14 protein-coding genes and 2 pseudogenes are annotated in these 17,538 nt (G+C 70.1%); all 16 read right to left on the bottom strand.

The features are described from left to right. Positions 1-48: 48 nt before the first annotated feature. Positions 49-1,155: a phosphatidate cytidylyltransferase gene (locus CACI_RS07635; RefSeq protein WP_012785748.1), complete on the bottom strand. Its 1,107-nt coding sequence runs from the start codon at positions 1,153-1,155 to the stop codon at positions 49-51. 154 nt (positions 1,156-1,309) lie between these two features. Beyond that, positions 1,310-1,867 (bottom strand): ribosome recycling factor, encoded by a 558-nt coding sequence (gene frr / locus CACI_RS07630; protein ID WP_012785747.1) that lies wholly within the window; start codon positions 1,865-1,867, stop codon positions 1,310-1,312. Positions 1,868-1,973: 106 nt separating this feature from the next. Next, positions 1,974-2,738 carry a UMP kinase gene (pyrH, locus tag CACI_RS07625; protein WP_012785746.1) on the bottom strand — a complete coding sequence of 255 codons (765 nt, stop codon included), beginning with the start codon at positions 2,736-2,738 and terminating at the stop codon, positions 1,974-1,976. 54 nt (positions 2,739-2,792) lie between these two features. Further along, complete coding sequence (tsf, locus tag CACI_RS07620; protein WP_012785745.1) at positions 2,793-3,623, bottom strand: translation elongation factor Ts; 831 nt, start codon at positions 3,621-3,623, stop codon at positions 2,793-2,795. Positions 3,624-3,729: 106 nt separating this feature from the next. Continuing rightward, a complete protein-coding gene (gene rpsB, locus CACI_RS07615) occupies positions 3,730-4,764 on the bottom strand; it encodes a 30S ribosomal protein S2 (RefSeq protein ID WP_012785744.1) in 1,035 nt (344 codons plus the stop codon). 264 nt (positions 4,765-5,028) lie between these two features. Continuing rightward, positions 5,029-5,448 (bottom strand): M23 family metallopeptidase, encoded by a 420-nt coding sequence (locus tag CACI_RS48965; protein WP_012785743.1) that lies wholly within the window; start codon positions 5,446-5,448, stop codon positions 5,029-5,031. 509 nt (positions 5,449-5,957) lie between these two features. After that, a pseudogene (locus tag CACI_RS07600) lies at positions 5,958-6,530 on the bottom strand (TetR/AcrR family transcriptional regulator); the annotation flags it as partial. Between the two features lie 120 nt (positions 6,531-6,650). Beyond that, positions 6,651-7,427, bottom strand: a complete 777-nt coding sequence (gene whiG / locus CACI_RS54105; RefSeq protein WP_041541313.1) for an RNA polymerase sigma factor WhiG — start codon at positions 7,425-7,427, stop codon at positions 6,651-6,653. A 433-nt stretch (positions 7,428-7,860) separates the two neighbouring features. After that, positions 7,861-8,844, bottom strand: coding sequence for a tyrosine-type recombinase/integrase (locus CACI_RS07590; RefSeq protein WP_012785740.1), 984 nt, complete (start codon positions 8,842-8,844; stop codon positions 7,861-7,863). Positions 8,845-9,150: 306 nt separating this feature from the next. After that, the gene (gene dprA / locus CACI_RS07585) at positions 9,151-10,953 is read right to left on the bottom strand and encodes a DNA-processing protein DprA (RefSeq protein ID WP_012785739.1); all 1,803 of its coding nucleotides are present in this window, start codon (positions 10,951-10,953) and stop codon (positions 9,151-9,153) included. 30 nt (positions 10,954-10,983) lie between these two features. Next, entirely contained in the window at positions 10,984-12,537 is a 1,554-nt protein-coding gene (locus tag CACI_RS07580) for a YifB family Mg chelatase-like AAA ATPase (protein ID WP_012785738.1), read from the bottom strand. Positions 12,538-13,323: 786 nt separating this feature from the next. Continuing rightward, complete coding sequence (locus CACI_RS47595; RefSeq protein WP_012785736.1) at positions 13,324-13,797, bottom strand: YraN family protein; 474 nt, start codon at positions 13,795-13,797, stop codon at positions 13,324-13,326. 210 nt (positions 13,798-14,007) lie between these two features. Beyond that, entirely contained in the window at positions 14,008-14,316 is a 309-nt protein-coding gene (locus CACI_RS07570) for a DUF2469 domain-containing protein (RefSeq protein WP_012785735.1), read from the bottom strand. A gap of 43 nt (positions 14,317-14,359) precedes the next feature. Continuing rightward, a pseudogene (locus CACI_RS07565) lies at positions 14,360-15,031 on the bottom strand (ribonuclease HII); the annotation flags it as partial. Positions 15,032-15,164: 133 nt separating this feature from the next. After that, on the bottom strand, positions 15,165-16,511 hold the full coding sequence (gene lepB / locus CACI_RS53460; protein WP_049871500.1) for a signal peptidase I: 1,347 nt from the start codon (positions 16,509-16,511) through the stop codon (positions 15,165-15,167). 96 nt (positions 16,512-16,607) lie between these two features. Then, a complete protein-coding gene (gene lepB / locus CACI_RS07555) occupies positions 16,608-17,495 on the bottom strand; it encodes a signal peptidase I (RefSeq protein ID WP_223297475.1) in 888 nt (295 codons plus the stop codon). Between the last annotated feature and the right edge of the window lie 43 nt (positions 17,496-17,538).

Below are 17,538 nucleotides of genomic sequence, written 5' to 3'. Positions count from 1 at the left end.
TCGTCTGCATCTAGAGGTAGAGACGTATCAGGCCGCTACTACACGCCGCTACTTCCAGCCGAGGAACAATCCCAGCAGCAGCCACGCCACCGGCGCGGTCGCCAGCATCGAGTCCAGCCGGTCCATGATGCCGCCGTGGCCGGGGAGCAGGTTTCCCATGTCCTTGATGCCGAGGTCCCGCTTGATGACCGACTCGATCAGGTCGCCGAGGGTGGCCGAGGCGACCGCGGCGACGCCGAGCAGCACGCCCTGCCAGACCTTGCCGTCCAGCATCTGCGTGATGCCGATCGAGGCGACCGCGGCGGTCACGATCAGCGAGCCGATCAGGCCCTCCCAGGTCTTTCCGGGGGAGATCTTGGGCGCCAGCTTGTGCTTGCCGAAGAAGACGCCGGTCGCGTAGCCGCCGGTGTCGTTGGCGATGGGCAGCGTCAGGAACAGGATCACGCGCTTGTAGCCGTTGTCCTGGGCCAGCATCAGCACCGCGAACGAGGCCAGCATCGGGACGTAGACCAGGGTGAACAGACCGGCTGTGGCGTCGCGCAGGAAGCCGTCCGCGCCCTCGGCCATCCGCCAGACCAGCACCGCCAGCGCGGTCATCGCCAGCACCGCGACCATCGCGGTCGGGCCGCCGAACCAGGACCCGGCGATCATGCCGAGCCCGCCGGCGGCGATCGGCGGCCACGGGACCTGCACGTCCCGGGTGGACATCGCCTGGGCGAGCTCGCGGACGCCTATCACCACGGCGATCGCGACGACGACCGCGAACGCGCCGCGCAGGAACAGCGTGCCGAGCAGGACCGCGCCCAGAGCGACGCCGACGCCGATGGCGGCCGGCAGGTTGCGTCCGGCGCGGCCGGAGGGCTTGCCGGGGGCGTTGCCGGCCGGGCCGGGGGTGCCGCCGGTGCCGTATGCGCCCGGTCCGGAGCTTCCGGGTCCGCCGCCGTTGGCTCCGCCCGGGCCGTCGCCGGGACCGCCGGGACCGCCATAACCGCCTTGGCCGCCATAACCACCCTGGCCGCCTTGAGCACCTTGACCGCCGGAGCCACCCGGACCGCCGGCGCCGCGCGAGCCCGCGCCAGAACGCCCGGCACCGCCGCCGCCCGGCCCGTCGCCGGGGGCCCGCGCCTCACCGCGCCTGGTCTGCGTGGATGCCATGCGCCCGCACCATCCCCTACTCGCCCCTCGTGAATTCCGCCGCCCGACTCGCGTGAACTTGGTGGGAAAACGCGGACGGACCGGCAGCGATCATAGCCGCCGGTCCGCGGTGGACGTCGGATGGCCTGTCCGGCAGGCCGAGCCCGGTGCGGGCTCAGACCTCCAGCAGCTCCGCTTCCTTGTGCTTGAGCATCTCGTCGATCTGCGCGGTGTGCTTCTGCGTCAGCTCGTCCAGGTGCTTCTCGGCGCGGCGCACGTCGTCCTCGCCGGCGTCGCCGTCCTTGGCCAGCTTGTCCAGGCTCTCCTTGGAGTGCCGGCGGATGTTGCGGACCGAGATCTTGGCGTCCTCGCCCTTGGTCTTGGCGACCTTGATGTACTCCTTGCGGCGCTCCTCGGTCAGCTGCGGGAACACCACCCGGATCACCACACCGTCCGAGGAGGGGTTCACGCCCAGGTCGCTGTCCCGGATCGAGCGCTCGATCGCGCCCAGCGCCGTCTTGTCGTACGGCGCGATGACCACCATGCGCGCGTCCTGGACCTGGAAGGAGGCCATCTGGCTCAGCGGCGTGGGCGAGCCGTAATAGTCGGCGGTCAGCTTGCTGAACATCGCCGGGTTGGCGCGGCCGGTGCGGACCCCCGACAGATCCTCCTTGGCGACCTCGACGGCCTTGTCCATCTTCTCCTCGGCTTCGAGGAGGGTCTCATCGATCACTTGGGGGCTCCCTAGAAGTCTTCGCGCTCTGCTGTGTCCACTACAAAGCTCAAGCGCAGCTTAGTGCGTTCGCGGCCGGCCGCACCGATACGGTGCGGGCTCGCGGCTAGTGCGCCGGGCCGATGACGGTCCCGAGCTTCTCCCCGCGGATGGCCCGCGCGATGTTGCCCGGCTGCAGGCCGAACACCACGATCGGCATACCGTTGTCCCGGCACAGGGACACCGAGGTGGCGTCCGCGATCTTCAGGTTGCGCGCCAGGAACTCGTCGTAGGACAGCGTGTCGTACTTGACCGCGTCCGGGTTCTTGTTCGGGTCGGAGTCGTAGACGCCGTCGGTGCCCTGCTTGGCCATCAGGATCGACTCGGCGTGGATCTCCAGCGCGCGCTGCGCGGCGGTGGTGTCGGTGGAGAAGTACGGCATGCCGGCGCCGGCGCCGAAGATCACGACGCGGCCCTTCTCCAGGTGCCGGATCGCCCGGCGCGGGATGTAGGGCTCGGCGACCTGGCTCATGGTGATCGCGCTCTGCACCCGCGTGGGGATGCCGAGCTTCTCCAGGAAGTCCTGAAGCGCCAGGCAGTTCATGACGGTGCCCAGCATGCCCATGTAGTCCGCGCGGGAGCGCTCCATGCCGTGCTGCGACAGCTCGGCGCCGCGGAAAAAGTTGCCGCCGCCGACCACGACCGCGACCTCGACCCCGCCCTCGGAGACGACGTCCGCGATCTCCTTGGCGATGCTCTTGACGACTTCCGGGTCCACGCCGATCTGGCCGCCGCCGAACACCTCGCCGGAGAGCTTGAGCAGGACTCTGCGGTTCTTCTCGGTACGCGAAGGAACCGCCGCCGTGTCGGTTTCCTTATTGGTTTCCTTCACAGCAGCGGCTCCTTCGACGTAGCTATTCGGTGCTCTTTAGTTTTTCAGATCCGGTCAGCTACCGACGCGGAACCGGGCGAAACGCTTCAGCGACACGCCGGCCTCGTCCAGGATCTTCTTGACCGTCTTCTTCGGGTCCTTGGCGAACGCCTGCTCCAGGACGACGTTCTCCTTGAAGAAGCCGTTGACGCGGCCTTCGACGATCTTCGGCAGCGCGGCCTCCGGCTTGCCCTCCTCGCGGGAGGTCTCCTCGGCCAGGCGCTTCTCGGTCTCCACGATGTCGGCCGGGACCTCATCGCGCGTCAGGTAGGACGGGGAGAACGCGGCGATGTGCTGCGCGATGTCCTTGGCGACCTCGGCGTTCTCGGTGTCCAGCTCGACCAGGACGCCGATCTGGGCCGGGATGTCCGGGGAGGTCTTGTGCAGGTAGGAGGCGACGTAGCCGTCGTGGAACTGCGCGAAGCGGCGCAGCTCGATCTTCTCCCCCAGCGTGGCGTTCGCGGTGTCCAGGAAGACCTGCACGGTCTGGCCCGGCTCGATCTCCGAGGCCAGCAGCGCGTCGACGTCGGCCGGCTTGGCGTTCACGACGTGCGCGAGCACGGTGGCGGCCACGGTCTGGAACGCCTCGCCCTTGGCGACGAAGTCGGTCTCGCAGTTCAGCTCGATCAGGGTGCCGGACACGCCGTCGACGGCAGAGGCGACCAGGCCGTTGGAGGCCGAGCGGCCCTCCCGCTTGGTGACGCCCTTGAGCCCCTTGACGCGCAGGAACTCGACGGCCTTGTCCAGGTCTCCGTCGGTCTCCTCCAGCGCCTTCTTGCAGTCCATCATGCCGGCGGCCGTCAGCTCGCGGAGCTTCTTGACGTCGGCGGCGGTGTAGTTCGCCATTGTTAGTCGTCCTTAAGTGGATCGGCGTGGATCGGCTACCGGCGAGCCGGGGCGGGGTGCCCGCCCCGGCTCGCCGTGGAAATCAGCCAGTCGGACCGGCTCAGGCTCAGGCCTGCGCGTCCTCGGCCGGAGCCGGGGTCTCGGCCGGGGTCTCCGCGGGGACCTCGGCGGCGGCCTCGGCCGCGACCGGAGCCTCCTGCGCAGCGGCGGCCGGAGCAGCGGGCGCCTCGTCGGCGGCCGGAGCCTCGGTCGCGGCGGCGGCCGGGGTCTCGTCGGCCGGGGTCTCGGCAGCCGCGGTCTCAGCAGCCGGGGTCTCGGCAGCCGCGGCCGGAGCCGTGGAGGCCTCGGCGGCCTTGGCGTCGTCCACGGCCAGCAGGTCGCGCTCCCAGTCGGCCAGCGGCTCGTCGACGGCCACGGCGCCGGCCTGCTCGCCCTCGCCGGACTTGCTGCCGGCACGGGACATCAGACCGTCGGCGACGGCGTCGGCGACCACGCGGGTCAGCAGAGCGACGGAGCGGATCGCGTCGTCGTTGCCCGGGATCTTGTAGTCGACCTCGTCCGGGTCACAGTTCGTGTCCAGGATCGCCACGACCGGGATGCGCAGCTTGCGCGCCTCGCCGACCGCGATGTGCTCCTTCTTGGTGTCCACGATCCACACCGCGGACGGAACGCGGGACATGTCCCGGATGCCGCCGAGGGTGCGCTCCAGCTTCTCCTTCTCGCGGCGCATGACCAGCAGTTCCTTCTTGGTCATCCCGGAGGACGCGACGTCGTCGAAGTCGACCTCCTCCAGCTCCCGCAGGCGCTGGATCCGCTTGTAGACGGTGCTGAAGTTGGTCAGCATGCCGCCCAGCCAGCGGTGGTTCACGTACGGCATGCCCACGCGCGTCGCCTGCTCGGCGATGGCTTCCTGGGCCTGCTTCTTGGTGCCGATGAACATCACCGTGCCGCCGTGGGCGACGGTCTGCTTCACGAACTCGTAGGCGCGGTCGATGTACGACAGCGACTGCTGCAGGTCGATGATGTAGATGCTGTTGCGCTCGGTGAGGATGAATCGCTTCATCTTCGGGTTCCAGCGCCGGGTCTGATGCCCGAAGTGCACGCCGCTCTCCAAGAGCTGGCGCATCGTGACGACGGCCATGCCGTGGTCCTCCCTGATCGGTCTCGGTTGTCCCTGGTGACCGGCATTCACGGCACCAGGCACGAAGACCTGCCGCCGAGCAGACCCGCGACGCTGTACCGCTCGCCGTGCTTGCGCTGGGAGGGCGGACCGAGGCGCCTCGGGGCCGTCGCCCTTGCGGGTGGACGGCTGCCGGACACGCGAAGTCAGCCAGAGGGGACTCCGGCTGCTGCCAGCAGTCTACCGGGCCGCGGGGAGGAGTTTTCCCACGCGGCCCGAAGCACCTCACCCCCACCGCACTCCCCACACCGGCAACAACCGCACAGGTCCCCGGTTCAGCAACGCAGTCGGGTCAAGGTAGCGCTCAGCATGCCCGAAGCCACGCACGAGACCCCAGTGCAGACAGGTCAGCGGCGCGCAGTGGTTAGAGGGCGAGTCGACGAGATGGCCGATGAGCTGACCGGTCCGAACTTTGTCGCCAACCTTGACGGCGGGATCGACAGGTTCGTAGGTGGTACGCAGCGTGTCCCGACCCGGCGCGGTGTGGTCGATGGCGACGACGGGACGGCCGAACAGTATCCCGGCGTAGCTGACGGTGCCCTCACCGGCAGCCAGAACCTCCTGCCCCGGACCACCGAGGAGGTCGACACCGCGATGCCCGGTCTGCCACCGCTTCGCGGGAGGCTGGAAGCCGTGGACGATCACGGGAGCACATGCGCCGACTGGTGGGGCAAGCGGGCCAGGTCCAGGTGCGGGTTGGGTTGTGGGTTGGGTTGTGGGTTGGGTTGTGGGTTGGGTTGTGGGTTGGGTTGTGGGTTGGGTTGTGGGTTGGGTTGTGGGTTGGGTTGTGGGTTGGGTTGTGGGTGGCGTCGGGGTCTTCGGTGTGGTGCACCACGGCAGCGGAGAGGAGACGCGGCGCCGAGTACGCCAACGCCGGAAGCGCGACGGAGAGCGCGGTGGCGACGGCGGCGAGCGCCAGAGTTCTGCGGAGGCGCATGGCCGCCAGGATGGGCGTGCGGGGCGGGCGGTGTCACGAGCTTTGAGTGCTTCTGGGTGATTGGTGGGATGGTCGGGATGGTCGGGATTGTCAGCGCGTTGGGATGCGGTACGCGATATCAAGTCGCCGATGCCGTTCGGCGCCGCGTGCTTCCCCCGGGCTGCGGGCGCGTCTGGCCCGCTTGAGCATTCAGCGCTTGGGTGTGGCGTCGCGCCGAGCCCAGGCCGCCGAACAAGACCATCGATACCGCAGTCTCGGTGACCTCCGCCGGGTCCGCGCCGAGGCTTATGCGCTTTGCGGCGGCGTCGACCGTGCCCTGTACCAGCGAGGCGGCCAGGCGCGGCTCAGGGTGTCCCAGCGCGCGCAGTACGCCGATGCCCAGGTCGAGTAGCCAGCCGTGGGCGGCGCGGATGCGGTCGCGGGCGTCGCCGTCGAGTTCCTGCCCCGACAACGCCAGCAGTGCGCGGTGCCCGGGTTCGGAGACCAGGCCCAGCTGGCGTCGCACATAGGCGGCGAGCTGCCGTTCGGCCGTCGTCTCGGCTGCCATCGCCGCGCGCACCTCTCCTATCCAGGCCGGGAACTCGTGCGCGACCAGTGCCTCGATCACGTCGGCGCGGGATTTGAAGTACTCGTACACGCTCGAGCGTGCCAGCCCGGTCGCCTTGGCCAGCGCCGGGAACGTCAACGCGGCGACCCCGCCCTCGGCCACCAGGTCGCGCGCCGCCTCCAGTAAGGCGCGGCGCTGCATCTCCCGGTGCTCGACGACAGTGGCGGCACGGATCCTGGGCATGCGCACTAAGGTGCCGCGTCCACACACGTGTACACAACCCGGCGTTGAGCACGGTCCGATGAATGTCCTGCTCCGGCGATTCCTGCCGTTTTCGCCAGTCACGCCAACCCGCTACTTCGGTCACTCCTTGGCCGACAACTTGCCCCGCAACGTCAACACGGCCTTGGTGTGGATCTGGCATACCCGGCTCTCACTGACCCCGAGCACCTCGCCGATCTGCGCGAGCGTCATGCCCTCGAAGTAATACAGCGTGACCACCGTCTTGTCCCGCTCCGGCAGCGAGTTCACCGCCCGCGCCAGCAAAGCCCGCGTCTCCTGCACCTCGAAGAGCGCCACGGGGTCGGGCGCGTCGCCATCCTCCAACGTCTCCATCAGCGGAATCCGGTCCCCGGACTGCGTCGGCAGCGCCAACAACTCGTCCAGCGCCGCGACGTTCACCAAAGACAGCTTGCTGAAGATCTGCCGCAACTCCCCCAGCCCGATCCCCAGCTCCCGCGCGATCTCCGACTCACTCGGCGTCCGCCCGAACTCCTGCTCCAACCGCACCGAAGCCTGCTCGATCTCCCGAGCCTTCTGCCGCAACGACCGCGGAATCCAGTCCAGCGCCCGCAGCTCGTCAATGATGGCGCCACGAATCCGAGCAATGGCGTACGTCTCGAACTTCACATGCCGATGCGGCTCGAAGCGCTCAATGGCATCGATGAGCCCGAAGATCCCCGACGAGACGAAGTCGGCGGAGTCCAACGCCCCCGGCAACCCGACGCGGACGCGGCCGGCGACGTACTTCACCAGCGGGGAGTAATGGAGGATCAGGCGCTCGCGGAGTCCGAGGTCGCCGGTGCGCTTGAAGTCGTCCCAGAGGATGTCGAGGGCGGTGTCGGGGGCGGGCTTGTCGATGGGTTTGTCGGCTTGCTTGTCGGTTGGTTTGCCGGTTGGTGTATCGGCTTGCTTGTCGGTTGGTTTGCCGGTTGGTGTATCGGCTTGCTTGTCGGTTGGTTTGCCGGTTGGTGTATCGGCTTGCTTGTCGGTTGGTTTGCCGGTTGGTGTATCGGCTTGCTTGTCGGCTTGCTTGTCGGCTGGTTTGTCAGTGTGCGGTTCCTGGGTCGTGGCGCGGTCGCCTTCGCTGTCGTGACCGACGGTCCGGTTCCCGTCGATCGGGGCCGGCACGGCGGCGGTGCGGGTGCCGGTGGCGGTACCGAGGTCGTGCGACGGCGTGCGCTCGCCCGGGGCGTGGCCGCCGGCCCGCGGCCGCGGGGCAGCCGCGACCTGCGACGCCGCGTCGGCGGCGCCGGGGGCCGCTGCGAGCTGCGCCTGGTCGAGGACGCTGTCCTCACGCCCGCGGGTGGGACTGGGCATACCGTGCCTTGATCCGCTCTGCCGTCACATGGGTGTAGATCTGGGTTGTTGCGAGCGTAGCGTGACCGAGGAGCTCCTGAACGTCACGAAGATCCGCGCCCCCCTCGATCAGGTGAGTCGCGGCGGTGTGGCGGAAACCGTGGGGACCGGTGTCCGGCGTGTTGGGGGTCGCGCGCAGGCGTGCGTGGACGAGGCGGCGGACCACGGCGGGGTCGATGCGGGAGCCGCGGGCGCCGAGGAAGACCGCTTCGGTTTCAGTTTTCTGGATTCCCCCTCCCCCACCCACCCACCCAACTGCCGCTGCGGCGGCCGCGCCAGCGCGCCTGGCACCGTTGGCGCGCGCGGCGGCGAGCACGGCGCCGCGCGCGTCGGCCGCCAGCCACGCGTGCAGCGCGCGCTCCGCCGGCACGCCGAAGGGCACCGTGCGGTCGCGGCCGCCCTTGCCCGACAGGCGGGCAGTGCGCCGTGTGAAGTCCACGTCGTCCAGGTTCAGGGCGCACACCTCTGAGACGCGCGCCGCTGTGGCGTACAGGAACTCCAGGATGGCCAAGTCTCGGAGTGCCAGCGGATCGTGCGGGTGCGTCGCGGCGTCGTCGGCGGCTGTCGTGAGGGCGTCGGTCATCTGACGCTGCGAGAGCACGGCCGGCAACGGCGAGCGTGGCTTCGGGGTCACCAGGCGGACCAGGCCCGGTGTTGAGGCTTGGCGTCCCCACGCGCGTGCCGCCGCGGTGCGCCGGGCCAGGGTCGCTCGGGCCGCTCCGGACGCGGCCGTCTCGGCGAGCCAGGACCTTGCGACGTCCAGCCCGATCTGCGTGGGCTCGGCGACGCCGGCGCGCTCGGCGAAACCGAACAGGTCCACGAGGTCGGCGACGTAGCCACGCACCGTGTGCGGGGACAACCTGCGCGCCCGCAGATCCTCCTCGAAGCGGTCCAGGGCCGCCCGGTACGCGTCGTCCACGTCACCAGCCTACGTCGGATGACGCTCCAGGAGCAGGTCGGCAGCCCGGGCAATCGCTCGGGGATCCGGCCCGCGCCAGGTGACGGCTCCGCCGGGGCGGTTCCGTACCCGGGCGCGGCGCGGACGTGCGCGGGGACTAGGCGAGGGGGTGTGGTGAGGGGTCGGGGTGAGGTCGATCGCGGCTCCTTTCGGGGTGGAAGAAAGCGGGTTCGAGGGCTGAGTCGGTGGGCGGCGGGATTCGTGGGCTAGCGGCGATCACTCGGACGTCGGGCGCGACGGCAGGCAGCCTCAGAGAGGCAAGCGAGCTCAAGGAAGCAGGCGAGCACACCACCCCCGCTCGTCGCGATCCACCCAGCCGGCTGTGGTGAGGCGGCCGAGGGCTGCGTGCACGGCGCGGGGTTCGAGACCGGCGGCCAGGGCGGCTTCGACCGTGTCGAGCGTGCCTCGGCCGGCGATCGGGAGGGCGTCGAGGACGCGCGCCGCGATCGGGTCGAGGGAGTCGCGGGGACGGCGGGAGCTGGTGCGGGCGGTGGTGGTGGGCTCAGCCAGGTCTGCGCCGAGGTCGCCGAGGTGTTCGACCACTTCGGCGGCGCGCGTGACCAGGAGCGCGCCGTCGCGGATCAGCTGGTGGGTGCCTTCGGAGGCCTCAGACGTGACAGGTCCCGGGACCGCGAGCACGGGACGCCCCAGGCTGTCGGCGAGGCGCGCGGTGACGAGCGAGCCGCTGCGGGCCGCAGCTTCGACGACGACGGTTCCGAGCCCGAGCGCGGCGATGACACGGTTGCGATCCAGAAATCGGAAGCGACTGACGGCCGTACCCGGCGGAAGTTCGGAGAGCACGAGGCCTTCGGAGGCGATGGCACCGATCAGTGCCTCGTGACCTGCGGGGTAGACGAGGTCGATGCCGCAGGCGAGCGCCGCGACGGTGACGCCCCGGGCCGCCAGCGCTCCACGGTGCGCCGCGCCGTCGATGCCCCGCGCGGCTCCGGAGATGATCGCCCAGCCGCGTTCGGCCAGGCCCGCGGCGAGTTCGCCCGCGACGTGCATGCCGTAGCCGGTGGCGATCCGTGCGCCGACGATGGAGACCCCGCGTCTGGATGCCGCGACCAGATCGGCGGTGCCCAGAAACCACATGCCGAGCGGGGCGGCGTCGCCGAGGTCGTCGAGCGCGGTCGGCCACGCGTCGTCGGCAGGGATGACGTAGCGGGCGCCGGTCTTCTCGCTGACCGCCAGATCAGCGTCGGGATCGGCGCGGTAGCAGCGGGTCTGGAGCGTGTGGGCGCGGCTGATGAGGGCCGCGCGGTCCGCGGCCGACTCCTCGTCGTGGGCCGACAGGAGGTCGGCGGCGCTTCCGGACAGGAGCGCGGTGGCGACGGTCGGGGCGCCGAAGCGTGCGACGAGGCGGCAGAGCAGCGCGTCGCCGGGTTCGGAGGCGTGATGGAGCACGAGGCGTGCGCGGCGGTCGGCGGCGGTGGGGTCGTGGGGTTCGGACGTGACGAGGACAGGTTCGGGCACACGGCGAGATGTGGGTGGGTGAGGTGGCGGTCCGCCGGTGGGTGACGCGGGTGGGGTCGGGGGTTCGGCGGTGGGCGGTTCGGCGGTAGGCGGTGCGGTGGCGGCCGGCTCAGGGTTCGGCTGTGCCGGGGGCAGCGGGCGGTCGGCGGACGCGTAGTAGAGCGAGGTCGGCGAGAGGAGCGGCTCGCCGGTGGGGGTGTCAGGGGACGACGGCGGGGTGCGGTCGGCTGGTGCGTAGAAGAGGGAAGTCGGGGCGAGGAGCGAGGGCTTCGGGATATCTGAGGGCGCTGAGTCGTTCTGGGATGGGGCGCTGGGACTCGCGTAGAAGAGCGAGTCGGGGGCGAGGAGCGAGAGTTCTGGAGCTTGCGTTTGCACTTGCGGTTGCGGTGGTGGGGCGGCGTCGGCGATCGAGGAAGGCTCCGGCTCGGCTTCGGGGTGGCGGGGCAGTCTGACGGTGGCCGACAGGTCTGGGGTCGTGGTGAGGCCGGGGGTCACTGTCGGTTCCAGGTTCGCCGGCAGATCAGGATTCGAGGTCAGGTCAGGGTTCGTCAGGTCGGGGTTCGGGGTGTCGGGGAAGGCGAGCAGGGAGGTCATGGTGGGCTCCTGGGTGTCGGGGTTGGTGGGTCAGGTGGCGAGTTGGCCGGGGAGGCCTTGGCGGAAGGAGAGGGCGGTGGCGACTTCGTCGGGCCCGGGGCGGGGGCGGCCGGTGAGGTCGGCGAGGGTCCAGGCGACGCGAAGGAGGCGGTCGTAGCCGCGGGCGGTGAGGGTTCCTGCTTGGTAGCGGGAGTCGATGTCGGTGAGGCTGGCGGGGGCGGGGGCGAATTCGGCGCGGAGAGCGCTGCCGGGAATCTGGGCGTTGGTGGTCCAGGGGCGGCCCGCGTAGCGGTGGGTGGCTCGGTCTCGGGCTTCGAGGACGCGGTCGCGGACGTCGGCGCTGGATTCGCCGGGGAGCGCGCCGAAGAGTTCAGCGCGGCCGACGGGGTGGATGGACAGGCGGAGGTCGATGCGGTCCAGGAAGGGACCCGAGAGCTTCTGGGTGTAGCGGCGGCGCGCGTCAGGGGTGCAGGTGCACAGGCCGCCCGCAGTTCCGGCGCGGCCGCAGGGGCAGGGGTTCATGGCTGCGACCAGCAGGAACCTGGCGGGGAAGACCACGGTGCCGGAGGCGCGGGCAATAACGATCTCACCGGCCTCGAGGGGTTCGCGCAGGGCTTCCAAGACGGCGCGCTGCATCTCGGCGATCTCGTCGGCGAACAGGACGCCGCAGTGGGCTCGGCTGATGGCGCCGGGGAGGATGCGGCCCGTGCCGCCGCCGACCATGCCGGCGACGGTGCAGGTGTGGTGGACGCTCTGGTACGGCGGGTCGGTGATCAGGGGTTTGTCCCAGGGCAGCGTGCCGGAAATCGAGTGGAGCGAGGAGACCTCCAGCGCCTCGGTCTCGGCCAGCGGGGGCAGGATCGAGGGCAGGCGCTCGGCGAGCAGGGTCTTGCCGGCTCCGGGAGCACCGGCCAGGAGCAGGTGGTGGCCGCCGGCCGCGGCGACTTCGAGGGCACGGCGCGCGTCGTACTGGCCCAGAACGTCGGCCATGTCGGGCATCGGGCGAACCGGGCGGAGCGGACCGGTGCGCGGTGCGGTGTCGAGCGGGAGGGGTTCGGCGTCTGGGATCTCCGTGCCCTGCAGATAGGCGACGACCTGCGCCAGGGAGCGCATGCCATGGACTTCGAGGCCGGATATCTGGGAAGCCTCCAGGGCATTGGGTTCCGCGACGAAGACGCTGGTCAGACCGTGATCGCGGGCGGCGAGCGCGGCGGGGAGGACGCCGCGGACCGGACGCAGGCGACCATCGAGGCAAAGCTCGGCGAGGAACATGGCGCCTTGTAGCGACAGTTGGCTGACGGCGCCTTCGGCGGCGAGGGCTGCGGCGGCCACCGCGAGATCGAAGGCTGAGCCCTCCTTGCGGACCCAGGCCGGGGAGAGGCCGACCATCACGTTGCCCTCGGGCCAGCGGTGGCCGGAGTTGTAGGCGGCGGCGCGGGCCCGATCGCGGCATTCGGACAGGACGGTGTCGCGCAGCCCGAGGATCTGGGTCCGGGTGGCGCCACGAGTGACGTTGACTTCGACCTCGACGACGACACCTTGCGTGCCATTGAGGGAGACGGCATGCGTGCGAGCGACGCTCATGACCGGGCCGCCTGACGGGAGGTGGGGCAGGGAGCGCCGGTAACGCTGCGACGGTGGCGGCCGATGTAGACGGAAGATCTGTCCCGCTCCGAGGGCAGCGGCAGGACCGGCGCGAGCCGGATTGCTGCGGAGACGAAAGCCCGGGCGACTTGTTGCTGATCGGAGTCGTCGGCGCGACAGGCGGCAGCGCTCGGCGCCGAAACCATGGCGCGGGCGACAGGCTGGCGGTCGGAGGTGACGGTCCGCCGCGCGGCAGTGCTCGCGATGAAAGCTCGAGCGGCACGCACTTGCTCAGCGCGGCAAACTGCCGATGACGGAGCAGAGACCACGACTCCGGTGGCCGGCGCACGGTCGGAGACCTCGGCGCCGAGCGCTGCGGATGCCGGAGCAAGGACGGTGGCTCGGGCGGCTGGCGCCGGAGCATGGCCCGAGACCTCAGCGCCGCGCACGGCGGATGGCAGAGCGGGGGCGATGGCTCGGGTGGCGGGCACCGGAGCATGGTCGGAGACCTCGGCGGCGCGCACGGCGGGCGGCAGGGCAGGGGCGATGGCTCGAGTGGCCAGCGGCGGAGCATGGTCGGTGACTTCGGCGCGGCGCATGGCGGATGCCGGTGTAGCGGCGATGGCTCGGGTGGCTGGCTCCTGAGTGCGGCCGGAGACCTCGGCGGCGCGCATGGCGGATGCCGGAGCAGGGGCGATAGCTCGGGTGGCCGGCGCCTGAGCATGGTCAGGGACCTCGGTGCCGCGCACGGCGGATGGCGGGGCGGCGATGCCGGTGGGGTGCATGTCACACCGCCTGGAGGTGGTCGATGGTGGGCTCGGTGTGGCCGTCGGTGGGGTAGATGAGGCCGATGACGTCTAGGCGGATGCCTCGGATGCCTCGGGGGAGGTGGTGGCGGACGGCGGGGTCGAGGCGGTGTTCGGCTAGCCAGCGGTTGGTGAGTTTCCAGAGGCGGGCTCTTTTGGCTTCGGTGATGGCGTCGAAGGGGCGGGCGCCGGTGGCGGCTCGGCGGGTTTTGACTTCGATGGTCACCAGGAGGTCGGAGGCTAGGGCGATGATGTCGAGTTCGCCGCGGACGTCGGGGCCTCGCCAGCGCCAGTTGCGGTCCAGGACGTGGTAGCCGCAGGCGGTGAGGTAGGCGGCGGCCAGGTCTTCGCCTTCGCGGCCTAGTTGGCCTGGGGACAGGGTGCTGTGGTCGGCCTGGGACGGGAAGTCCGTCGGGTGGTGCTCGACCTCGAGGAATGGGGTGGTTCCGGCCACGGCTGCGCTCCTCCCGATCGGTGGGTCGCCCTCGGTGGGGCGCTTGTGATCGAGGGTCGCCGGTGGCGGGGGCGGTGCGCGAGGTGGGGTTCGGGGGCTGTGGATAAGTCGGGGGGAATGCGAGCGCCCGTCACTCGTGTGGCTTAGTGGGCACGCGTGACGGGCGTTTTTGTTGCTTATTCAATGAGTGGTGCGAGAAGTGCGGCCCGATCAGTCCGTGGGGACTTCCAGGTCGCTCTTGGCCAGTTCTTCGACGTTCACGTCCTTGAAGGTGACCACCTTCACGTTCTTCACGAACCGTGCCGGGCGGTACATGTCCCACACCCAGGCGTCGGCCATGGTCACCTCGAAGTACACCTCGCCGTCGGCCGAGCGGACCGCGAGGTCCACCTGGTTGGTCAGGTAGAAGCGGCGTTCGGTCTCGACCACGTACTTGAACAGGCCGACCACGTCGCGGTACTCGCGATAGAGCTGAAGCTCCATCTCGGTCTCGTACTTCTCGAGGTCCTCAGCGCTCATGCCCACGCTCCCCTTGGTCGGTCTTCAATCACAGTCATTGTCACCCACAACGCGGGGAAACGTTCGCCACGTTGGCATATGTGAACCGGTGCTCCGGACATGGCCCGTGCTCGGTCAACGCGGCCTGGTGGGCGGGGGTGGAGTAGCCCTTGTGGATTTCGAAGCCGTAGGCCGGGTGGCGCTGGGCCAACTCGGTCATCATGGCGTCCCGCACGGTCTTGGCCAGCACCGAGGCGGCGGCCACGCACGCGGCGACCTGGTCCCCCTTCCACATGGCCAGGCTAGGGCAGGGAAGGCCGTCGACGCGGAACCCGTCCGAGAGGACATAGTCGGGGGCGACGTCGAGACGGGCCACAGAGCGGCGCAATGCCTCGATATTCGCCTGGTGGAGACCCCGGCTGTCCACCTCGGGAGCGGGTATGGCGACCCACGCATAGGACAGCGCGCGCTTCTCGATCTCCACGCGGACCCGGTCGCGGGCCCTCTCGGTGAGCAGCTTGGAGTCGGACAGGCCGGGGATGCGGCCCGAGGCGCCGGGGCGCAGGATCACAGCCGCCGCCACCAGGGGACCGGCACAGGCACCCCGACCGGCCTCGTCCGTGCCGGCGACCTGAGCGAACCCGGCACGGGCCAGAGCACGCTCGTAGCCGTAGATCCCCGCGTCGGAGCGGATGGCTACGCCGCGCGGCAGCGTGAGAGTGGGCGTGGTGGTCATCGTCTATAACGTACAACGCGCCGGGGACGACAATGGCGGCCGCAGCTGGAAGTCCCTGCCGCGACCGCCCTAGGTCACTCGGTCAAATCACTACAAAGGTAGTAGAACTACACCTCTAGTAGCTGATAAACGTCTACATCCTCGGGTGGCTGGCCACAGCGAGCTTGCGCAGTTTCCGACGCCTGCGCACCACCGTGATCGGCAGCGCCATGGTGAACGCCGTCACCGGCACCGCGCTCGGCGAGGACAGCGCCTGGAAGCTCTTCTTGAACGTCGAGGGCACCGCCAGCGTGCCGAAGTGCGACGGCGGCCAGACCTTCAGCACCGCGATGCCGACCACGTTGCCCAGCGGGACGAAGCCGCCGGTCGGGCCGTTGATGTGCGCGCGGGAGTCCACGGACACCTCGCGGTGGTCGCCCATGACCCAGATCTTGCCCTGGGGAACGTGCACCTCGAAGGGCTCCATCGAGGGCAGGTTGCCCGGGTACAGGTACCCCGACTCCTGCAGCGGGACGCCGTTGACGGTCACCGGCGCGCCGTTGCCGGCGCACTTGATGTCGTCGCCGCCGACGCCGATGACCCGCTTGATCAGGTCGCCGTTGTCCTCCGGCAGCAGACCGACCGCGGTCAGGGCCTTGCTGAACACGTTCTTGGGCTTCACCGGCTCGCTGTCGAGCCAGCCGCCCGGGTCCTGGAAGACCACGATGTCGCCGCGGTTGGGCTCGTGGCCCATCCAATTGGAGAACCGGTTCACCAGCACGCGGTCGTTGATCTCGAGCGTGTTCTGCATCGAGCCGGAGGGGATGACGAAGGCCTGGACCAGGAAGGTCTTGATGATGAAGGCCAGCACCAGGGCGATCGCGAGCAGGAACGGCAGCTCGACGATGAACGGCCGCGGCTTCTTCGGGAACGCGAAGCGCCACACCACCGCGAACGGCAGCAGGACCCACTGCCACCACGTACGGGGTCCGGCCGGCGCTGCGGGCTCGCGAGCGGGCTCCTCGTCCTCGGGGGACGGCGAGACGCCCTCGGAGCCGCCGTAGGAGTCGGGGTCCTCAGGGCCGCCGAAGCCGCCGGGACCACCCGGACCGGACGAGCCGGTCGGGCCGCCGGGACCACCCGGGCCACCGGAACCGCCGTAACCACCAGGGCCGCCCTGGCCACCGGGACCGCCGGACTGGCCTTGCCCACCAGGGCCGCCGTACCCGGCGTAGTCGCCGTAGCCGCCTTGGTCGACGTAGCCACCGCCCTGCCCGGCGTAGCCGCCTTGCTCGGTGTACCCGCCCTGGCTGCCCTGGCCGCCGTAGCCGCCGGCCGCACCCGCCTGGTCGTACCCGGACTGGTCGTACCCCGACGACGGCGCGTACCCGGAGGACGGCGCGTAGCCGGCTCCCTGGTCGTGCGCCGCGTGGTCCGGGCGCGGGATCCCGGCCTCACCGCCGCCGACCGGGTTGTCGGCGGTCTCGGAGCTCTCGTCCACTGTCACAGTCTGCCCTTCCGCTGACCCGCCAGGCCCGCTCCGCTTCGCTGCCGCCTGGTCCATGTCGTTCCCTTCGCAGTCCCTCGAAAGTCCGGTTCAGCCAAGCGGCCGCTCCGTACCCAACCGCCCGCGTAGCCGATTGGTTACGCCCGCGGGGTCCGGAAGGACAGCGCCGCCGCGCCGGCGCCGCCGCATCTGCCGGGCCCTCAGCGGCACCGCGAGCGTGAACCCCCACAGCAGGGTCGGCACACCGGCCGCACCTTGGACTGCCTGCGCAGAGTTCTTTAAGGAGAACGTAGAAGGTGTACCCAGTCCGCTGATACGTGTCAGCGGCCATATCCGCACGAAAGCATGACCCTGCATGTCCGAATAGGGGACCAGCCCTTGAGAGGTCTCCTGCAGGTGCACCCGCGAGTCCCCGGAGTCGCTCCGGTGGTCTCCGAGTACGAACACCGTGTGCGGCTTGACGGTGATCGGACCGAAGGGGGTCTGCGAGGGGTCGTCCAGCTGTCCGTCGGGACCGCGGAAGAGATAGGAGTGCTCGTCCAGCGGGATGCCGTTGACGGTCACCGGCTGCCCGACGCCCTTGCACTGCACGACGTCGCCGGGCACTCCGACGACGCGCTTGATCAGGTCCTGCTCGTTGCCCTCGGGGAGCAGGCCGACCCAGGAGAACACCTTCTTGACCCCGCCGACCACGGCGTTGTCCTTCTTGATCTCCGAGGGGTCCAGCCAGCCGCCGGGGTCCTTGAAGACCACGATCTGGCCGCGCTGCGGGGTCCAGCCGAACCACGGGGTCAGCTTGTTCACCAGGACCCGGTCTCCGGGTTCGATGGTGTGCTGCATGGACTCCGACGGGATGAAGTAGGCCTGGACGAAGAAGGTCTTGATCACCAGGGCGAGCAACAGCGCGACCCCGAAAAGGATCGGCAGTTCCTTCCACAACCTCACCGGTTTCAGCCGGCGCCTTTGCCCCTTGGCCACCGGCCGCACCCTAGCCTGTTCGTCGTCGAGTCCTTTGACCCGG

Source organism: Catenulispora acidiphila DSM 44928 (assembly GCF_000024025.1).
GTDB lineage: Bacteria > Actinomycetota > Actinomycetes > Streptomycetales > Catenulisporaceae > Catenulispora > Catenulispora acidiphila.
This window is presented reverse-complemented; position numbering and strand designations above follow the sequence as displayed.